At 72.8% G+C, this 18,450-nt stretch carries 16 protein-coding genes; 5 read left to right on the plus strand and 11 right to left on the minus strand.

Going from position 1 to position 18,450, the window contains the following annotated elements:
* Positions 1 to 2: 2 nt before the first annotated feature.
* Genes AB0C84_RS17810 through AB0C84_RS17820 form a run of 3 tightly spaced genes read right to left on the minus strand, consistent with a single transcriptional unit; the run spans position 3 to position 4,491 of the window.
* Positions 3 to 929 (minus strand): hydroxymethylglutaryl-CoA lyase, encoded by a 927-nt coding sequence (locus tag AB0C84_RS17810; RefSeq protein WP_258941570.1) that lies wholly within the window; start codon positions 927 to 929, stop codon positions 3 to 5.
* Between the two features lie 2 nt (positions 930 to 931).
* Complete coding sequence (locus tag AB0C84_RS17815) at positions 932 to 2,869, minus strand: biotin carboxylase N-terminal domain-containing protein (protein WP_361067085.1); 1,938 nt, start codon at positions 2,867 to 2,869, stop codon at positions 932 to 934.
* An 8-nt stretch (positions 2,870 to 2,877) separates the two neighbouring features.
* Positions 2,878 to 4,491: a carboxyl transferase domain-containing protein gene (locus AB0C84_RS17820; RefSeq protein ID WP_258941572.1), complete on the minus strand. Its 1,614-nt coding sequence runs from the start codon at positions 4,489 to 4,491 to the stop codon at positions 2,878 to 2,880.
* Positions 4,492 to 4,568: 77 nt separating this feature from the next.
* Between AB0C84_RS17820 and AB0C84_RS17825 the strand changes: the two genes are divergently transcribed.
* On the plus strand, positions 4,569 to 5,231 hold the full coding sequence (locus tag AB0C84_RS17825) for a TetR/AcrR family transcriptional regulator (protein WP_361067089.1): 663 nt from the start codon (positions 4,569 to 4,571) through the stop codon (positions 5,229 to 5,231).
* Here the strand turns inward: AB0C84_RS17825 and AB0C84_RS17830 are convergent.
* Together AB0C84_RS17830 and AB0C84_RS17835 are read right to left on the minus strand one after the other, a co-directional pair.
* A complete protein-coding gene (locus AB0C84_RS17830; RefSeq protein WP_361067092.1) occupies positions 5,228 to 6,601 on the minus strand; it encodes an extracellular solute-binding protein in 1,374 nt (457 codons plus the stop codon). The genes AB0C84_RS17825 and AB0C84_RS17830 overlap by 4 nt on opposite strands.
* 13 nt (positions 6,602 to 6,614) lie before the next feature.
* Positions 6,615 to 8,555, minus strand: a complete 1,941-nt coding sequence (locus AB0C84_RS17835) for a hypothetical protein (RefSeq protein ID WP_361067095.1) — start codon at positions 8,553 to 8,555, stop codon at positions 6,615 to 6,617.
* A 423-nt stretch (positions 8,556 to 8,978) separates the two neighbouring features.
* Between AB0C84_RS17835 and AB0C84_RS17840 the strand changes: the two genes are divergently transcribed.
* Positions 8,979 to 10,526, plus strand: a complete 1,548-nt coding sequence (locus AB0C84_RS17840; RefSeq protein WP_361067098.1) for an AMP-binding protein — start codon at positions 8,979 to 8,981, stop codon at positions 10,524 to 10,526.
* A 76-nt stretch (positions 10,527 to 10,602) separates the two neighbouring features.
* Positions 10,603 to 11,928, plus strand: a complete 1,326-nt coding sequence (locus AB0C84_RS17845; RefSeq protein ID WP_361067101.1) for a chromosome segregation ATPase — start codon at positions 10,603 to 10,605, stop codon at positions 11,926 to 11,928.
* Between the two features lie 110 nt (positions 11,929 to 12,038).
* Here AB0C84_RS17845 and AB0C84_RS17850 read toward each other — a convergent pair whose 3' ends face one another.
* The 4 genes from AB0C84_RS17850 to AB0C84_RS17865 all read right to left on the minus strand — a co-directional run bounded on the left by AB0C84_RS17850 (position 12,039) and on the right by AB0C84_RS17865 (position 15,730).
* Positions 12,039 to 12,725, minus strand: a complete 687-nt coding sequence (locus AB0C84_RS17850; protein ID WP_361067104.1) for an adenosylcobinamide amidohydrolase — start codon at positions 12,723 to 12,725, stop codon at positions 12,039 to 12,041.
* On the minus strand, positions 12,722 to 13,492 hold the full coding sequence (locus tag AB0C84_RS17855) for an ABC transporter ATP-binding protein (protein WP_361067107.1): 771 nt from the start codon (positions 13,490 to 13,492) through the stop codon (positions 12,722 to 12,724). The genes AB0C84_RS17850 and AB0C84_RS17855 overlap by 4 nt, the downstream gene beginning before the upstream one ends.
* On the minus strand, positions 13,489 to 14,526 hold the full coding sequence (locus AB0C84_RS17860; protein ID WP_339156661.1) for an iron ABC transporter permease: 1,038 nt from the start codon (positions 14,524 to 14,526) through the stop codon (positions 13,489 to 13,491). Before AB0C84_RS17860 ends, AB0C84_RS17855 begins: the two co-directional genes overlap by 4 nt.
* Before the next feature lie 286 nt (positions 14,527 to 14,812).
* The gene (locus AB0C84_RS17865) at positions 14,813 to 15,730 is read right to left on the minus strand and encodes an ABC transporter substrate-binding protein (RefSeq protein WP_258941580.1); all 918 of its coding nucleotides are present in this window, start codon (positions 15,728 to 15,730) and stop codon (positions 14,813 to 14,815) included.
* Positions 15,731 to 16,009: 279 nt separating this feature from the next.
* Between AB0C84_RS17865 and AB0C84_RS17870 the strand changes: the two genes are divergently transcribed.
* Positions 16,010 to 16,630 carry a helix-turn-helix domain-containing protein gene (locus AB0C84_RS17870; RefSeq protein WP_361067112.1) on the plus strand — a complete coding sequence of 207 codons (621 nt, stop codon included), beginning with the start codon at positions 16,010 to 16,012 and terminating at the stop codon, positions 16,628 to 16,630.
* Positions 16,627 to 17,004 carry a VOC family protein gene (locus AB0C84_RS17875; RefSeq protein ID WP_361067115.1) on the plus strand — a complete coding sequence of 126 codons (378 nt, stop codon included), beginning with the start codon at positions 16,627 to 16,629 and terminating at the stop codon, positions 17,002 to 17,004. The genes AB0C84_RS17870 and AB0C84_RS17875 overlap by 4 nt, the downstream gene beginning before the upstream one ends.
* Here the strand turns inward: AB0C84_RS17875 and AB0C84_RS17880 are convergent.
* Positions 16,991 to 17,896, minus strand: a complete 906-nt coding sequence (locus AB0C84_RS17880) for an LLM class F420-dependent oxidoreductase (RefSeq protein ID WP_361067119.1) — start codon at positions 17,894 to 17,896, stop codon at positions 16,991 to 16,993. The two genes, AB0C84_RS17875 and AB0C84_RS17880, sit on opposite strands and share 14 nt — an antisense overlap.
* Positions 17,897 to 18,067: 171 nt before the next feature.
* Positions 18,068 to 18,403, minus strand: a complete 336-nt coding sequence (locus AB0C84_RS17885; protein WP_361067122.1) for a hypothetical protein — start codon at positions 18,401 to 18,403, stop codon at positions 18,068 to 18,070.
* Positions 18,404 to 18,450: the final 47 nt, after the last annotated feature.

The raw sequence follows: 18,450 nt of genomic DNA on the forward strand, positions 1-18,450 counted from the left end.
GGCTACTCCGATTCAGGTGACAGGGCTTGCACTACGCGGGACGGGCTGGGACGGCCCAGGCGGCCCGCCATCCAGCGGCTCGTGGCCACCAGCCCGGCGAGATCGACGCCCGTCTCGACGCCGAGGCCGTCCAGCATCCAGACGAGGTCCTCGGTGGGCAGGTTGCCGGTGGCGCTCTCGGCGTACGGGCAGCCGCCGAGGCCGCCCGCCGAGGCGTCCACGACGGTGACGCCCGCGCGGAGCGCGGCGAGGGTGTTGGCCAGTGCCTGCCCGTAGGTGTCGTGGAAGTGGACGGCGAGCCGGTCGGTGCCGATGCCGGCCTCGCCCAGCGCCTCGATGAGCGCGGTGACCTGGCCGGGCGTGCCGACGCCGATGGTGTCGCCGAGGCTGAGCTGGGAGCAGCCCATGTCCATCATCCGGGACGCGACGGACACGACCTGCTCGACGGGGACGTCGCCCTCCCACGGGTCGCCGCACACCATCGACACGTAGGCGCGCACCCAGAGGCCCTCGGCGCGCGCCCGCTCCACGACCGGGGCGAACATCGCGAGGGACTCGTCCACGGTGCGGTTGAGGTTGCGGCGGGCGAACGTCTCGGTGGCGCTGCCGAAGATCGCGATCTCGGTGACGCCGTTGGCGAGGGCCCGGTCCAGGCCCCGCTCGTTCGGCACCAGGACGGGATACCGCAGGTGAGGGGAGCGCGGCAGGATGTCGAGCAGCTGCTCGGCGTCGGCCAGCTGCGGCACCCACTTCGGGTGGACGAAGCTGGTCGTCTCGATCGTGCGCAGCCCCGCGTCCGCCAGCCGGGTCACGAACTCCGCCTTGACCTCGGCGGGGACGACCGCCTTCTCGTTCTGCAGCCCGTCCCGCGGCCCGACCTCGTAGATCGTGACCCGCTCGGGCAGGCCGGAGAGGGGAACCACCGCCACCGTCACGCCTCCTCGATCACGGCCAGCACCGCGTCGAGGGCGACCTGCGCGCCCGCGCGGACCGGCAGCTTCGCCACGACGCCGGCGAGCGGCGCGGTGACCGTGTGCTCCATCTTCATCGCCTCGACGACCACGAGCGGCTGCCCGGCCTCGACGCGGTCGCCCTCGGCCGCCTTGACCGCCAGGACCGTCCCGGGCATCGGGCTGCGCAGCACCCCGTCGCCCGCGGCGCCGGCGTCGGCTCCGCCCTCGGCGCGGACGTGCTCGCCCAGCGCCCACGCGTGCCCGTCGCGGCCGAGCCACAGCGTGCTCCCGTCCCGGGCGCTCGCGAACGAGGTCGTCCTCCCACCGTAGGTCAGCGTGAACGGCCTGGTGAGGGACGCGGCGACCGGCGGCTCGCCGCCGACGGCGACGCGCGCGGACGCCGCCCTGCCCTGCACGCGGACCTCCACCGGGTCGCCGCCGGACGGGGTGATGATCCACGGGGCCCAGGCGTGGGCGCCGGGCCTCCATCCGTCCGGGACGTCCCACGGGTCGTCGCCGGACTCCAGGTCGAGCATCCGCTCCAGCGCGGCGGCGGCGAGGACCTCGGGTGGGACGGCCGTTCCCGCGACCAGGTCGTCCAGGGCGCGCTCGACCAGGCCGGTGTCGAGGTCGCCGGAGACGACCGAGGGGTGCCGCAGCAGCGCGCGCAGGAACGCGACGTTCGTCGGGACGCCGAGCAGCGTGTAGGACGCGAGCGCGCGATCGAGCTTGTGCAGCGCCTCGGCGCGGTCGGCGCCGTGGACGATGACCTTGGCGAGCATGGGGTCGTAGGAGCCGCCGACCTCCGTCCCGACGTCCAGCCCGGAGTCGACCCGCGCGGCCTCGGGCTCGGCGAGGGCGAGCACCCGCCCGCCCGTGGGCAGGAAGCCGCGCGCCGGGTCCTCGGCGTAGACGCGGGCCTCGATCGAGTGCCCGTCGAGGCACACGTCGTCCTGCGTGAACGGCAGCGGCTCTCCCGCGGCCACCCGGAACTGGAGCTCGACCAGGTCGAGCCCCGTGACGAGCTCGGTGACGGGGTGCTCGACCTGGAGCCGGGTGTTCATCTCCATGAAGAAGAACTCGTCGGGGCGGTCGGCCGAGACGATGTACTCGACCGTCCCGGCGCCCACGTACCCGACGGCCTGCGCGGCGGCGACGGCGGCGGCGCCCATCCGCTCGCGCGCGGCGGCGTCCAGCAGCGGGGACGGCGCCTCCTCGACGATCTTCTGGTGCCGGCGCTGGAGGCTGCACTCGCGCTCGCCGAGGTGTACGGCGCCGCCGCGGGCGTCGGCGAAGACCTGGATCTCGATGTGCCGCGGGTTCTCGACGAACCGCTCGGCGAGCAGCGTGTCGTCGCCGAACGAGCCGCGCGCCTCCCGCCGGGCGGACGCGATCGCCTCCGGCAGGTCCGCGGCGTCCCGGACGAGCCGCATGCCCTTCCCGCCGCCGCCCGCGGACGGCTTGAGCAGCACCGGCAGCCCGACCTCCAGCGCCGCGGCCTCCAGTTCGGCGTCGGACAGGCCGGGCTCGTCCCGCCCGGGGACCACGGGGACGCCGGCCGCCGCGACGGTCCGCTTCGCGCGGATCTTGTCGCCCATCGCGTCGATCGCGCCGGGCGGCGGTCCGATGAACACCAGCCCCGCCTCGCCGCACGCCTTCGCGAACGCCGTGTTCTCGGCGAGGAACCCGTACCCGGGGTGCACCGCCGACGCGCCGGCGTCGCGGGCGGCCGCGATGACGGCCTCGATGTCCAGGTACGAGGGGATGAGCAGTGCCTCGTCCGCCTCCCGTACGTGGCGCGCCAGGGCGTCGGCCCCGGTGTGGACGGCCACGGACCGGATGCCGAGCCGCCGCAGCGTGCGGAACACGCGGACGGCGATCTCCCCGCGGTTGGCGACCAGGACGCTGTCGAACATCAACACCCTCACATCCGGAAGACGCCGTAGCCGACCGGCTCCAGCGGTGCGTTGGCCGCGACCGACAGCCCGAGCCCGAGCACGCGCCGGGTGTCGAGCGGGTCGATCACCCCGTCGTCCCACAGCCGCGCCGTGGAGTAGTACGGGTTGCCCTGTGCCTCGTACTGCTCGCGGATCGGCGCCTTGAACCCTTCCTCGTCCTCGGCGGGCCACTCCTCGCCGCGCGCCTCCATCTGGTCGCGGCGGACGGTGGCGAGGACGCTCGCCGCCTGCTCGCCGCCCATGACCGAGACGCGGGCGTTCGGCCACATCCACAGGAAGCGCGGCGAGTACGCCCGGCCGCACATCGCGTAGTTGCCGGCGCCGAACGAGCCGCCGATCACGACGGTGAACTTCGGGACGCGGGCGCACGCGACGGCGGTCACCATCTTCGCGCCGTGCTTGGCGATGCCGCCCGCCTCGTACTCGCGCCCGACCATGAACCCGGTGATGTTCTGCAGGAACACCAGCGGGACGCTGCGCCGGTCGCACAGCTCGATGAAGTGCGCGCCCTTCTGCGCCGACTCGCCGAACAGGATGCCGTTGTTGGCGACGATCCCGACCGGGTGCCCGTGAATGCGCGCGAACCCGGTGACGAGCGTCGCGCCGTACTCCTTCTTGAACTCCTGGAAGCGGCTGCCGTCGACGATGCGGGCGATGACCTCGCGCACGTCGTAGGGGGTGCGCGAGTCCGGCGGGACGATCCCGTACAGCTCGGACGGGTCGGCGGCCGGCTCCTCGGGCGGCGCGACCTCCCACGGGCGCGGCTCGCGCGGACCCAGCGTGGCGACGATGTCGCGGACGATCCGCAGCGCGTGCGCGTCGTCCTCGGCGAGGTGGTCGGTCACGCCGGACGTGCGCGAGTGCAGCTCGCCGCCGCCGAGCTCCTCCGCCGTCACGACCTCGCCGGTGGCGGCCTTCACCAGCGGCGGCCCGCCGAGGAAGATCGTTCCCTGGCCGCGGACGATGACGGCCTCGTCGCTCATCGCCGGGACGTAGGCGCCGCCCGCCGTGCAGGAGCCCAGCACCGCCGCGATCTGCGGGATGCCGCGGCCGGACATGGTGGCCTGGTTGTAGAAGATGCGGCCGAAGTGCTCGCGGTCGGGGAACACCTCGTCCTGGCGCGGCAGGAACGCGCCGCCGGAGTCGACCAGGTAGAGGCAGGGGAGGCGGTTCTGCAGCGCCACCTCCTGCGCCCGCAGGTGCTTCTTCACCGTGACCGGGTAGTACGTGCCGCCCTTGACGGTGGCGTCGTTGGCGACGATGACGCATTCGCGGCCGGAGACCCGCCCGACGCCGGTGATGATCCCCGCGCCCGGCGCCTCGTCTCCGTACATGCCGTTCGCGGCCAGCGGCGACAGCTCCAGGAAGGGCGAGCCGGGGTCCAGCAGCGTGTCGACCCGGTCGCGGGGCAGCAGCTTGCCGCGCGCCACGTGCCGCTCGCGGGCGCGCTCGGGTCCGCCGCGGCCCGCCCGGTCGACGCGGTCGCGCAGCTGCGCGACGAGCGCCTCGTTGTGCGCGGCGCTCGCCTTGAACGCCTCGCCGCCGGCGTCGGCGTGCGAGCCGATCTCGGGTCCGCTCATGACCCCCCTTCCCGGTTAACGCTCATTAACAATGCTGATGTTAACGGTCGTTAACAACTCTAGTCTAGACTGGGCGCATGACGTCGCATCCGGCCGAGGCGCCGCCGGGCCCGCCCAACCCGCGCCGGGCCGAGATCCTCGGCGCCGCCGCCGAGCTGTTCGCGCGCCGCGGCTACCACGGGGCGTCCATCGGCGACCTCGGCCGGGCCGTCGGGCTCACCGGCCCCGCCCTCTACCGCCACTTCAGCGGCAAGGAGGCCGTCCTCGCCGAGATGCTCCTCGACATCAGCGAGCGGCTCCTCGCCGAAGGCCTGCGGCGCGCCGCCGAACCCGACCCGGGGCGCGCCGTCGACGCGCTGCTGAGCTGGCACATCGCGTTCGCCCTCGACAACCCCGCGCTGATCACCGTGCACGAGCGGGAACTCGACAACGTCCCCGAGCCGCAGCGCCACCGCATCCGCCGCCTCCAGCGCGCCTACGTCGAGGAGTGGGTCGCCGTCCTGCGCCGCCTCAGCCCGCGGCTTCCGGACGAGCGCATCCGCGCCGCCGTCCACGCCTGCTTCGGCCTGCTCAACTCCACCCCGCGCAGCGCAGCGCAGGGCCTCGACCGCGCCGCGATGGCCGACCTCCTGCACGGCATGGCCCGCACGGCCCTCGCCGCCGCCGCGGACTCTCTCCTACCGGAGAGCGCCTCTCCGGACGGCCGGGCGGGGACGGCGCCTGCCGCCGACCGGGGCTAGCAGGAGGCCGTCTGGCCGTCCAGCGAGCGGCGCACCGCGCGGGCGAACGTCCGCTCACCGACGGGCTTGTTGTTGATCATCTTCACGACGCAGCCGCGGAACGTGCGGCTGAACGTGCTGTAGTGAGCCGTCACCGGCCGCGGTGACGCGCCGGGCAGCGCGGTCACGATCGCCCGGCCGAGCTCCTGGAGTTGTTCGTGGTCGAGGACATGCGTCTCATCCAGGCCGGTCATGCTCCTGTCGAGTTCCGAGCATTTGGCGATCGGCCAGTTCTCGGGCACCTTCTGGCCGGGCCGCAGGCCGAGCGCCGAATAGCGGGCGGGGGCGAGCCCACCACACGCGAAGAGCTCTTTCTGGTTCTTCACTTCGGTGAGGAACTTGACCAGCCTCTCGGCATCCGCGGCGTGGGGGGACCGCTTCGCGACGGCGAGGTTCTGCCCGCCGAGAACGGTGCGGCCGGGCAGGGCGCTCACCTCGAACCTCAGACCTCCGTCCTTCTGCATCTGCGGCTCGGCGGCGAGCGTCGAGAACGCGTAGGGCCAGTTGCGCATCAGGCGCGCAGTGGAGGAGCGGGCCTTCTGCGAATTGGAGGCGAACGCGTCGATGCTCTCTCGCTCGTGATACTTCCGTGCCTCGAGATCGGGCTTGGCCCTCGTAGCGAATTCCTCCAGCGCCTGGTAGACGTTCTCACGGAGGTACTTCTCACCCCGACCGCCCTCTCCCGTGAAATCGGCGCCTCCGCTGTTCCACACCCTTTCGAGTGCGTTCACGGTCAGGCCTTCGTAGTCGGCGAGTTGCATGATGACAGGGGAGTCGATGAGACGAGCCCATGAGTCGGGCTGTTCCGTTTTCGTCGGCATGTCGGTGCGGCGGTAGAGCAGCCCGACGTCCACGTTGAACGGGACGGCGTAGAGATCGCCGTGCCACCAACCGGTCCGGAGCGCGTTGGGGAAGAAGTCCTCCGGGTCCTCGGGATCGTCGAGGGGACGCAGGTACCCGCTCTCGGCGAACTGCGCGGTCCACGTGTTGTCCATGATCAGTACGTCGTAGGCGCAGCCGCCGGACTCCTCCATGGCCTTGATCTGGCTGTGCTGCAGGTCCGTGGAGTCCGACACCTCGACGAGCGTGGCGTGCCGATGCTCCTCGTTCCACTGCGAGATGAGCCTGCGTCGCTCGTAGTTGAGGCTGATGTCCGTGCCGCCCACGACGAACAGTTCGCTGTGCTCGCACTTCGAGGACAGCGGGGTGTAGGAGGAGGCCGGGTAGAGGAGTCCGGCGGCCCCGGTGAGCAGCGCGACCACCGCCCCGCCGGTGAAGAAGATCCAGGACCGGCCGTGCGGCCGGACGGGGAAGCGCGGCCAGGAGGTCATCCTCATGCTCCCCTCATGCTCGCCCGCCCCATCTGAGGTCCGACAGGATTCTCGCGGCCTGGGTCGCCTCCGGCGCGTCGTCGAGCTCCACGCAGGTCCCCGCGCGGTCCGGAAGCGAGGCGACGATCTCGCGGACGGGGGTGTCCCCGCAGGTGGCCGGTCCCGTGAGTACCACGGTCAGCCGCAGGCGCCCGTCCGGAGCGTGCCGGCGGAAGAAGTCGGACAGGCGTGCCGTGCGGGAGTCGAGCCCCGGGGTGCTCTTCGGCCCTTGCCCGTCGGTGAGCAGGACGATCACCTGCTTTCCCCGGGCGAGATCGGTCGCCCGGGCGATGTCGTCGAGCGCCGTGTCCCTGCCGGTCGCCGACATCGCCTGGAGGTTCCTCATGATCGTTTCCTTGTTCGCGGAAGCGGCGTTCTGCTCGACGCGGAAGCCGCCGAGCCCGATCGAGGGGGACGTGGCCGAGAACTGGAGGTCCACACGATCGGTCGACTGGAGCTGGGACACCAGGTTCTGCAGGACGGCCGCTCCGCGACCGAGCCGCGAGCCGCCGTTCCCGCCGGAGGCGCTGCCCATCGACGTGGACGCGTCCACCATGAGATGGATCGAGCTCTTGGGGCGCGCGTTCTTGATCCGATCCAGGATCTCCTGAAATCCCGTCCGTCCGGGGTAGGGCACTTTCTTTGGCAACTTACTGTATTCCAGGAAAGTCTGAATGTTTGGCAGCGTGTCGTTTTCCTTGTCCTCCGCGGATGCCGAGGGCGCCTTGCCGGAACGGTCCCGGAACCCGCGCATGGTCAGGGGATTGTCCTTCAGCCAGCGCCGGAACTCGTTGACGGCGGCGTTCCGCTCCTCCGAGTCCTGCCCCTGCCAGCGGACCTTGACGAAGGGGTAGTCGAGCAGTGGCAGGTCACTTGCGTAGTGCGGATACAGCTGCCATTTCTTGTACTTCGGATCCCGGTCGAGGAGGTCGACCCGGTGGCAACGGTCGTCATCGCCGAGCGTGAAGCCCATGTCGTAGTCGAAGAGCACCTGTTCGGGAGCGATCACCGCGACGTCGTCCGGAGGCCCGTCGCCGGACGCGGCCATCTGGAGCCGGAAGCGGCACAGCAGCGACACCGCGTCCGGGGTGACGAGGTCCGCGGGCTCGGCGAACCGTTCGGCCTCCGCGGCCTCAGCGTCCCCTGCGCTTCTCGGGCCGTACAGCACGGGCGTCACCGCCAAGGCGGCTCCCGAGGTCTCCGGGACGGGGCGGGCGATATTGCGGAGCCGAACGCCGGCATCCGAAATGGTTTTCAGCAGATCCTCGGTCGAGGAATTGATGGGATCCGTACGCGAGTCGGCAACGGGCGCGTTGGCCTTGGGGAACAGCGCGAGTACCAGCGGTGACGTTCCGAGCGAACCGCAGAGTTCCAGGCTGTGGGTATCGTCATCGGGATGCTTCGCCGTGGGCGGACAGGACTGGGTCAGGCGTCCACTCTCGGAGACGGCGGCGTGCGAGACGTACTCGTACTCGGCGGTTGACGACGGGATCCAGATATCGGGCTGCGGGCCGAAGAGCTGCTCGTTCTCCGCCGACACGCTGCTCCGCCACAAGCGGGCGAATCCATCGGAGAGCGCGACCGGGCCCGGCTCCGGGACGACGGTCACGCTGTACTTGCGGCAGCCCCGTTTCCCCGTGTCGCGCTCGAAATCCTGGGCCGCCCCGCGCAGCGCCGTAAGCGAGTCCTGGCCGGTCAGCATGCGCAGTTCCAGCGGCTGGCCGCACGGCCGCGCGCCGTCCCACAGGTTGTACGCGCCATAGCCCGCGAGAAGGACCAGGGCCATCGTTGCCGCCCCGGCCAGCGTCCACGCGGTCGCGGGCGCGGTCAGGCGCAGCGCCTTCCACGTCCACTCCAGAACGCCGTGCATCGTGCCGGGAAAGACCACGAACAGCAGGACGGTCGCGAGCATCACCGTGGCCATTGTCGCGAGTGCGTTCCACCAGGAGAACGCGTCGAAGACTCTCAGGCCGCCGCTGATGACGAGGGTGCAGCAGAAGTCGATCAGCAGACCCTGGAGTATCCGCTCGGGCCACTCCTGCGGCTCGTCCCGGCGTCCGGAATTCCGGGACCCGTCACCGTCGTACGGTCCGCTCATTCATGCCCCATCGCCGCGCAGGTATCGACTTGTCGGCCCCCCGGCAAACGCGACCTCATGATACGTAGCCCGATGCGGGGCGTCATGGAATGTGACTGACCGGGGTCGGCCGATCTTGGTGGACCGCCGCCGGGGCGGACGCCGCCGTCGGCCCCGGCGGCCTTGACTGGGCCGGCGGAGGATCGGTCATATGGAACCGAAGACCATTCGGTCGTCGGGCCCGGACCAGAGGAGAGCCGTATGGGCGTCGAGGGTGTCGGCTTCTACGAGATCGCGCGCCACGACCCGGACCGTCCCGCCGTGCTGGCCCCCGGCGTGCCGATGTCCTACGGCGAACTGCACGCCGAGGCGAACCGGCTGTCCAACGCCCTGGCCGGGCTCGGGCTGGGTCCGGGCGACACTCTTGCCACCGTCCTCGGCAACCGGCCCGAGTTCCTCACCGTCCTGCTCGCCGCGCTCCAGTCGGGCCTGTACCTGGTTCCGGTGAGCCGCCACCTGACCGCGCCGGAAATCGGCTACATCCTGGGCGACAGCGGCGCGAAGGCCGTCATCACCGAGAGCGCGCTGGCCGAGGCGGTGGCCGGCGCGGCCGGCGAGGCGGGCGTCCCGGCCGAGGGACGGGTGAGCGTCGACACCGGCGACGGGTACCGGTCGATGGCCGCGCTCTGCGCGACCGGCAGCGCGGAACCGCCCGCCCGGCGGCGCATGGGTTCGGTGATGCTCTACACCTCCGGGACGACGGGACGGCCGAAGGGCGTCCGGCGGCCCCTGCTCGACATCGCGCCCGAGGTGCTGATGGACATCATGCGGCGGACGCTGGCGCGGCACCTCGGGCTGGAGCCCGGCGACGAGGTGCACCTCGCCGTCGGGCCGCTCTACCACTCCGCGCCCTGCGTCCACGCGATGATGGCGCTGAACCTCGGCCACGCCGTCGTCGTCGCCCCGCGCTTCCACCCCGAGCACACCCTGGAACTGATCCAGCGGCACGGCGTCACCAACACGTTCATGGTGCCGACGATGTTCCACCGGATGCTGGCCCTGCCGGCCGGCGTCCGGGCCCGGTACGACCTGTCGACTCTGCGGCAGGTGTACCACAGCGCCGCTCCCGTACCCGTAGAGACGAAGCAGAAGATGATGGAGTGGTGGGGGCCCGTCCTCTACGAGTACTACGGCTCCACCGAGAGCGGCCCGGTCGTCGTCGCGACCCCGCACGAGTGGCTCGCCCGTCCGGGGACGGTCGGGCGAGCGGTCGACGGTGTGCAGATCAAGATCCTCGATCCCGAGGGGGCCGAGCTGCCGCCGGGGGAGACCGGCCTCATCTACGCGGCCGGGCAGCCCGGCTTCGAGTACCACGGCGACCCGGCCAAGACCGCCGCCGCCATGCGGGACGCCTACTACACCCCCGGCGACCTCGGCCGCCTCGACGAGGACGGCTGGCTCTACATGAGCGACCGCCGCACCGACCTCATCATCTCCGGCGGAGTCAACGTCTACCCCGCCGAGATCGAGGCCGTCCTGCTCCAGCATCCGGCGGTCGGCGACGTCGCCGTCATCGGCGTCCCGGACGACGACTGGGGGCAGCGCGTCGTCGCGCTCGTCGAACCCGCCGGGGACGCCGAGCCGGGTGAGCGGCTCGCCGCCGAACTGCTCGCGCACTGCGGGCCGCGGCTGGCGAAGCTGAAGCACCCCCGCCGCCTGGAGTTCCGCGAATCGTTGCCGCGCACGCCGTCCGGCAAACTCAGCCGCCGCCGCGTGCGGGAGGCCTACCTGCGCGAACACGGGGACTGAGCCGCCGGGACGGCCGGGGCGCAACTCGTCGCCGAGACCGTCGAACGCCTCCGGGCCGCCGTGCGTACAACGGCACATGGAAGACCAGAAGGTCGCCCCGTTCGACAACGTCGCCCCGACCCCCGCCGCCCCGACGCAGACCGACCTTCCCGTCATCACCGACCCCGCCTCCTACGCCGAGCGAGAAGATCCGGCGGGCCCGCGCGGGTCTTCCGCCGCGCTGCCCGACGCCCCGCCGGCCGGCGCGGCGGGGCCGCCGGCCACCGAAGACGACCGTGCCGGGATCGCATGCCTCGGTGACCCGGTCGCGGTCTGGCCGTGCGCCGGCTGCGGACGGCCCGTGCCGCAGCCGGTGCGCGGCGCCCGCACCGTCCGCTACTGCCAGGACGGCGACGGCGCGTGCGAGCGGGCCGCGCGCGAGAGCCGGGAGCGCGGGCTGGAGTCGCCCGGCCTCACCGGCCAGGTCGCCTGGACGTGGGAGATGGTCGACCGGCTGGAGGGCCTCGCCGACCGGCTCGCCGGGTCGCTGATCGCCGAGCTGAGCGTCGCGGGCGTCGAGCGGCGGATCGCCGAGGCCCGCGCCGAGGCCGCCGGGCTCGTCGCGCTCGCGCAGCGGGAGCGCGACGCGTCCCAGCGGCAGGCTGAGGTGGCGTGGCGCGAGACGGCCACCGCCCGCGCCCGCGCCGAGGCCGCCGAGCAGGAGGCGGCGTCCGCCCGCGCCGAGGCCGAGCGGCTCGCGGCCGAACGGGACGCCGCGCGGCGGGAGCGCCAGGAGGCCAGGGACGACGCCGACGGCGCGGGCGCCGCCCGCCTCGCCGCCGAGCGCGAACGCGACCGCGTGGCCGCCAGGGAGGGTGAACTGCTCGCCTCCCTGGAGAGCGCCCGCGCCGAACTCGTCACCCTGCACGGGCGGCTGTCGGAGGCCGAGACCCTCGTCGAGGGGCAGCGCGTCGAGGCCGCCGCCGCGACCCGCGCCGCCGAGGACCTGCGCTCCGCCGTCCGCGACGCCGAGGCCAAACGGGGGCAGGCCGTCGCCGACCGCGACCAGATCCAGGCGCGGGCCCGCGAGCTGGAGCAGCACAACTGGCAGCTCGGCCGCGCCACCGAGGAGCTGCGCGCCGCGGTGCGGGCGCTGACCGCCGAGCGGGACGCCGCCCGCGCCGAGGCCGATCGCGCACGCCGCCGCGTCGACGCGCTCACCGCCCTGTCGGAGGGGCGCGCGGACGGCCCGGCCGGGCCGCGCCCGGTCGTCGACCGGGAACCGCCGACCGGGCTGCACTCCCTGCCGCCGATGAACGGGTCCCTGCTGGACGGCGGCGACCCGCTCGCCACCGACCCCCTGCGCCGCAACGGATACGGACACGGGGGGCACAACGGGCATCGTCTTCCTCACGCCGGCTGACCGTCATGCCGGCCGCGCGACCCACAGGGAGGAGGTGAGGCCCGACCCCCCAACTGCACTGGCCCTGAGACCGGCCGCCGTACCGCACCGGGGTGGTACGGCGGCCGGCCCTAGCCGCGCGCCTCCAGCCGGGCGGCGTAGTCCAGGGCCCCGGCGTTGACGGCGGCGTGCACGGTCCGGGCGATCCGCGCGCCCCAGGTGGAGCGGGGCCCGGCGAAGACCTCCGGCGCTCCGCCGGTCGCGGCCGCGACGCAGATCGCGTCGGACGCCGTGCCCGTGCACGGGAAGCCCGCTTCGAGCAGCGCCTGCGTCTTGGCCTCGGTGGCGGTGACGACCGCGTTCACCAGTGCCGCGTCGCTCATCGCGACGGGGACGGCGACCACGATGTTGATCGTCCCCGGCCTGTAGGCCCGCGTCCCGTCCCCCTCAAGCGGGGCCAGTTCGGCGTCGGGCGTCCCGGCGGGGGAGGCCGCCCAGGTCGGGACGCGCAGCCCGACCGTCGCCGACACGCTCACGCCCTCGCCTTCCCGCCGCACCGTGCGCGCCACCGAGGCCGCCGTGAGCATCCCGACGCCGGGGCCCTCCAGGCCTTCCGCCGCCGCGAGTTCGGCGAGGTGCGCGACCGGGTCGGTGCGCGCGTAGGCACCGGGCACCTGGGCGTTCAGCACCCAGCGGGCCGGGCCGATCCCGCCGCCCAGCATCGCCGAGGAGATCATCCGATGGCCGGGGCCGGCCCGCCACACCGTCGAGGCGAGCCGCCTGCCGTCCTCCACCCGCCACACCGTCTCGAGGTTCACGGACGCTCCAGCGACAGGATCGGCCGGCCGCCCGGCCCGGGGGTGACGCTCACACGGGCGTCGAAGTGCTCCTCGACGGCGTCGCGGGTGAGGACCAGGCCGGGCGGGCCGGACGCGGCCACCCGCCCGCCGGAGATCAGCACGAGCCCGTCGGCGTACTGCCCGGCGAGCGTCAGGTCGTGGATCGTGGTCACCACGGTCAGCCCGTCCGACAGCCGCAGCCGGTCGATCAGCTCCATCACCTGCTGCTGGTGACCGATGTCGAGCGCGGTCGTCGGCTCGTCCAGCAGCAGCACCGAGGTCTGCTGCGCGAGCGCGCGGGCCAGCACCACCCGCTGCCGCTCACCGCCGGAGAGGTGGTCCAGGGGGCGGTCCGCGAAGGGCGTGAGGCCCAGCCGGTCGAGGACCTCTCCGGTGATGGCCCGGTCGCGGGCGCTCTCCCGGCCCAGATGCGGCACGTAGGGGGAGCGCCCGAGCAGCGTGTAGTCGTACACCGTCATGCCCACCGGAAGGTTCGGGCTCTGCGGGGCGTAGGCGACGAGCCGGGCACGCTGCCTCGGCTTGAGCGACTGCAGGTCCGCGCCCGCGAGGGTGATCTCGCCGCGGGACGGCACCAGGCCGAGGACCGCGCGCAGCAGCGTCGACTTGCCCGCGCCGTTCGGCCCGATGACGGCCGTCCACGAGCCCGCCGGGACCTCCACCGACACGCCCTCCAGCACCTGCCGCCCGCCGAGCGAGACGTCCAGGCCCCGCACCGAGACGGTCACGTGTCCACCTGCCGGCGGGACGCGCGCAGCACCACGACGAAGAACGGCCCGCCGACGAACGCCGTCACCACGCCGAGCGGGAGCTCCCCGGGCCTGATCACGGTCCGCGCCACGAGATCGGCCACCTCCAGGAACGCCGCGCCGCCCAGCAGCGACAGCGGCAGCACGATCCGGTACGACCCGCCTGCCAGCCGCCGCACCACGTGCGGGACCACGATGCCGACGAACGCGATCAGCCCGCTCACCGCGACCGCCGACGCCGTCGCCAGCGACGCCGCCACCAGCACCGTCAGCCGGACCCGCGACGCCGACAGGCCGAGCGAGGCCGCCTCCTCGTCGCCGACGCTCAGCACGTCCAGCAGCCGGCCGTGGGCGAGGAGCACCACGGTGGACACCAGCGCGTACGGGAAGACGAGCGCCAGCTGGTGCCAGTCGGCCGACCCGACCCCGCCGAGGATCCACGAGTAGATCCGCTGCAGTTCCTCCGCCCTCATCTGCTGGATCAGCGTCTGCACCGCGGCGAGGAACGACGACACAGCGACGCCGGCCAGCACCAGCGTCGCCGTCCCGTTCCCGCGTCCCGCCGCGGCGCTGCCGAGCAGGTACGCCAGGGCGACCCCGCCGATCGCGCCGACGAACGCCGCGAGCGGCACCGCGTACCCGGGGTCGCCCGGCACCAGCGCGATGACCATCGTCGCCCCGACACCCGCCCCCGCCGCCGCGCCCAGCAGGTACGGGTCGGCGAGCGGGTTGCGGAACACGCCCTGGTACCCGGCGCCCGCGACGGCGAGCATCCCGCCGACCAGCGCCGCCATCAGCGCTCGCGGCACCCGCAGCTGGAACAGCACGTTCTCGTCGATGACGCCGAGACCACTGTCGACGTGCACGAACGGGATCCTGTCGGCCAGCGCCTTCAGGACCCCGCCGACGGGCAGCCCGGCCGACCCCACCAGCACCCCCGCCAGCAGCGTCGCGCCGAGCAGCCCGACCGCAACGGCCAGCGGCAGCGGCCGCAGCCTGGCCTGGCCCCGCAGGCCGTGCGGCGCGCCGGCACCGTCCAGAGCGGCGACGCCTGCGAGACGCGTCCGTGCCTTGGCGCGGCCGCCGGAGGTCTCGGCCGCCTGCCCGGAGACGTCCTCGGAGTCCGCGCGGGCGACCCGGAGATTCGCGCTCTCGCCGTCGCCCGGCTCCCGACCGGAGACGTCCTCGGGACCTGTGCGGACGTCCGGGGACGTCCCGGCCGCGTCCTCAGGATCGGCCGGGACGTCCCCGGTGTGCGGTCGGCGCCTGCTCACGGGCGGGCGCCCTCGGCGGCAGCGGTCACTGAACCTTCTGGACCGCGTCGCCGATCGCCTTGACGAACTCCGTCAGGCGCGGCCCCCAGCGGGAGGCGATGTCGTCGTCCAGCTCCACCACGCCGTCGTGCCCGACCGCGTCCAGGTCCGACCAGCCGGGGCGCTTGGTGAGGGCGGCGGCGTTCTGCCCGCAGCACTTGGTGTCGGCCAGGAAGATCAGGTCCGGGTCCTGCTTGAGCAGGTACTCGCGGGACAGCTGCGGGTAGCCGCCGGACGCCTTGTCCGCCTTGTCGGCGATGTTCTGGAGGCCGAAGAGCCCGTACACCTGGCCCACGAAGGTCTGGGAGGTCACCGAATGGAGCTGGTTGTCCAGCTCGTGGTAGTACGTGAGGCCCTTGGCCTTGGACGACGCGGCGACCGTCTTCTGGATGTCCGCGCGCATGCCGTCGGTGACCTTCCTGGCCTCGGCCTCGTGCCCGGTCGCCTTCCCGAGGTCGCCGATCTCGTCGTAGGCCTCGTCCAGGTTCTTCGCCGCCGGCTCCAGCAGGACCGGGACCTTCACCTTCTCCAGCGACTTGACGATGCCGTCCATGTCGTCGGACAACACGACGAGGTCCGGCTTGTGGGCGATGATCGCCTCGGCGTTCGGCTTGAAGCCCGACAGCTTCGTGCGCGGGGTGCCGGCCGGATAGTTGGAGTAGTCGTCCACCGCGACCACCTGCGGCCCGGCGCCGATGGCGAACAGCGTCTCGGTGTGGGTGGGGGAGAGGGAGACGATGCGCTTCGGCTTGGCCGGGACGTTCACGGCCCCGTTGGCGGCCTGGACGGTGACGGCCTTCCCGTCCGGCGTGCCGCCGGACTTGCCGTCGTCGCCGCCGCATGCGGCGGCGAGCGTGACGACGCCGATCGCCATCACCGCGCCCAAGGTGCGTACGGGTCTCACAGGAGCCTCCTGGCTGGTGCAGGGAAGCCGCGGCCCGTCATGACGGATCGCCCTTCCACGAGGTCGACAATCGTCGGCGCGCGAGGAGGCGACCTGGCTCGGCCACTTCGAGAGGGGCACCACAGTTGCGGGACAGCGCCGGATTTTCCACCGGACTTCGCTCCTGGCGCGCAGCATCGCAACGGTATCAGCCACCGTATGCTGATCTGTCGGGTTGTGCGGAGTGAGTACTCACTTCGGTGTTGACGGAGTGAGTACTCACTCCGTACCGTGGCGGGCATGGAGGACAAGAGCCGCCGGCGCGCCCCCGGAATGAGCCCGGAGCAGCGCCGCGAGATGATCATCCGGACGGCCCTGCCGCTCGTCGCCGAGCACGGCATGGCCGTCACCACCGCGCAGATCGCCCGCTCCGCCGGCATCGGCGAGGCGACGATCTTCCGGGTGTTCGCCGACAAGGACGAACTGCTCGACGCCTGCGTCGCCGAGGCCCTGCGGACCGACCACGTCCTCGCCGAGATCGGCGCCATCCCGCTCGACCAGCCGCTGCCCGCGCGGCTCGCCGAGGCCGCCGCCGCGATCGACGCCTACCTCGCCCGCATGGGCCTGGTGATCGGCGCGCTGCACGCCACCGGGCGCCGCGAGCGCCGCGAACCCGGCGCCGGCGAGCCCGGCCCCGACCGCGCCGCCGCCATGACCCGCACCCGCGAGGCGCTCGCCGAGCTGTTCGAACCCGAACGGGACCGGCTGCGCCTGCCCGTCGAGCAGATCGCGGGCCTGTTCATGGGCTTCGTGTTCAGCCGCGCCCGGCCCGCCGCCGGCCCCGAGACGCAGCCCCTCTCCGTCGAGGAGTACCTGGACGTCTTCCTGCACGGCGCGCTCAAGGAAGGAACCGCCGCATGACGATCACCCTGAACCACACCATCGTGACGGCCGCCGACAACGACGAGGCCGCCCGCTTCTTCGCCGCCGTCATGGGCCTTGAGTACACCGGCCCGCACCCGCACGCGCGGCACTTCGTCCCGATCCGCGTGAACGACGGCCTCACTCTCGACTTCATGACCGTCGCCTACCCGCAGGGCCACCACCTGGCCTTCGACGTGGACGCCGTCACCTTCGACACGGTCGTGGACCGCCTCGACGCGCGCGAGATCCCCTACGGCGACGAACCCGCCCACGCCGACAACGGCCGCGTCGACGAGAACCACCCGCTCGGCGGCCGCGGCCTCTACTTCTCCGACGCCAGCGGCAACCTCTACGAGCTCATTTCGCCGTGACCGTCTTCAGGAACTCCCGGGTGCGCCGGTCGCCCGGCACGTACTCGGCGGCGACGAAATCGGTGACGCCCGCCTCGGACAGCTCCTCCAGCTTCGCCGCGACCGCGTCCTCGTCCCCGACGACGGCCATGTCCTTCGGCCCCTCCACGCCTTCCCGGTCCATCATCGCCCGGTAGGACGGCAGCACCCCGTACACCTCGAACGTCTCCCCGGCCTGCTCCCGCGCGCGCTCCACGTCACCGGTGACGCACACGGGCAGGACGCACACGACCCGCGGCGCGCCGCGTCCGGCCGCCTCGGCCGCCGCCGTGATGGTCGGCACGATGTGCTCGCGGACGGTGACGGGGCCGGTCATCCACAGCACCGTCCCGTCCGCCCGCTCCGCCGCCAGCTTCAGCATCTTCGGGCCGAGCGCCGCCAGCACCAGCGGAACCCGCCCCTCGTTCGGCACGCTCAGCCCGATGTGGCCTCGCAGCGTCTCGCCCGTGAAGGCGGCGTTCTCCCCGTTGAGCAGCGGCGCCAGCACCGACAGGTACTCGTCCATGTGCCGCAGCGGCCTGCCGAAGTCGTACCCGTACATGTCCTCGATGACGATCTTGTGGGACAGCCCGACGCCGAGCGTGAACCGCCCCCGCAGCGCCAGCGCGGTCGTCCTCGCCTGCTGCGCCAGTACGGCCGGATGCCGCGGATACGTCGGCACGACCGCCGTCCCCAGCTCGATCCCGGGCACGCCGCTCCCCGCCACGGCCAGCGCGGTCAGCGCGTCCACCCCGAAGATCTGCGACATCCACGCCGAGGAGAACCCGTCGTCCGCCGCGCGCCGCACGTCGTCGGCCAGCTTGCCCAGCGCCTCCGCGCCGCCCCGCTCGTTGAGCAGAACCCCAACCCGCACAAGGACCTCCCAGAGAGCCTTACATGACCTTCCTACCTAAGCGCCCCGCCCCCGACGGCCACAATGCGGACACCCGGCAGGCCCGGCACCGCGGGAGATGCCGGGCCTACCACGGGCGCTCAGGAGCGGGCGGGAAGGCGGTCGGCGACTTGCCTGAAGGACGGTGGTCTTCTAGGGAGCATCGGGTTTGTCGCCGTGGGGTGCGTGTTGTCGGGCCAGCTTTCTGTCATTGTCGGCCCATCGGCGGTGCCGTGCCGCTGACTGGAGGTGCAGCTCGGCCTCCTCGGGATGGACCGTGGCCATCTCCTCCAGGAGCAGCGCTGCGCGGTCGTGGGCTCGCGCCGAAGAGACCATCGCCTGCTGCGCGTACTCCCCGGCCTCACGCCTGCACGCCGAGGCCGCCGCAGAGGCTTCGGGAACGTCCGGCAGCCGCGCTGTCGCTCCGCCCTCGCCAGCGCGCCGCGTACGGCGTGCCTTCACCTGCAGCGTGCGCTCTTCGCTGTCCATACCAGCCAATCCGACGCCAAAGCCCGTCGACCAACCAGCCCACCAGA

This window comes from Actinomadura sp. NPDC048955, from assembly GCF_040649435.1.
GTDB classification, from domain to species: domain Bacteria; phylum Actinomycetota; class Actinomycetes; order Streptosporangiales; family Streptosporangiaceae; genus Spirillospora; species Spirillospora luteofluorescens.

Excerpts from the sequence above, each read along its gene's own strand:
- AB0C84_RS17815 (WP_361067085.1), bottom strand. The coding sequence starts at position 2,869 with ATGTTCGACAGCGTCCTGGTCGCCAACCGCGGGGAGATCGCCGTCCGC.
- AB0C84_RS17820 (WP_258941572.1), bottom strand. The coding sequence starts at position 4,491 with ATGAGCGGACCCGAGATCGGCTCGCACGCCGACGCCGGCGGCGAGGCG.
- AB0C84_RS17825 (WP_361067089.1), top strand. The coding sequence starts at position 4,569 with ATGACGTCGCATCCGGCCGAGGCGCCGCCGGGCCCGCCCAACCCGCGC.
- AB0C84_RS17830 (WP_361067092.1), bottom strand. The coding sequence starts at position 6,601 with ATGACCTCCTGGCCGCGCTTCCCCGTCCGGCCGCACGGCCGGTCCTGG.
- AB0C84_RS17840 (WP_361067098.1), top strand. The coding sequence starts at position 8,979 with ATGGGCGTCGAGGGTGTCGGCTTCTACGAGATCGCGCGCCACGACCCG.
- AB0C84_RS17845 (WP_361067101.1), top strand. The coding sequence starts at position 10,603 with ATGGAAGACCAGAAGGTCGCCCCGTTCGACAACGTCGCCCCGACCCCC.
- AB0C84_RS17870 (WP_361067112.1), top strand. The coding sequence starts at position 16,010 with ATGGAGGACAAGAGCCGCCGGCGCGCCCCCGGAATGAGCCCGGAGCAG.
- AB0C84_RS17875 (WP_361067115.1), top strand. The coding sequence starts at position 16,627 with ATGACGATCACCCTGAACCACACCATCGTGACGGCCGCCGACAACGAC.
- AB0C84_RS17885 (WP_361067122.1), bottom strand. The coding sequence starts at position 18,403 with ATGGACAGCGAAGAGCGCACGCTGCAGGTGAAGGCACGCCGTACGCGG.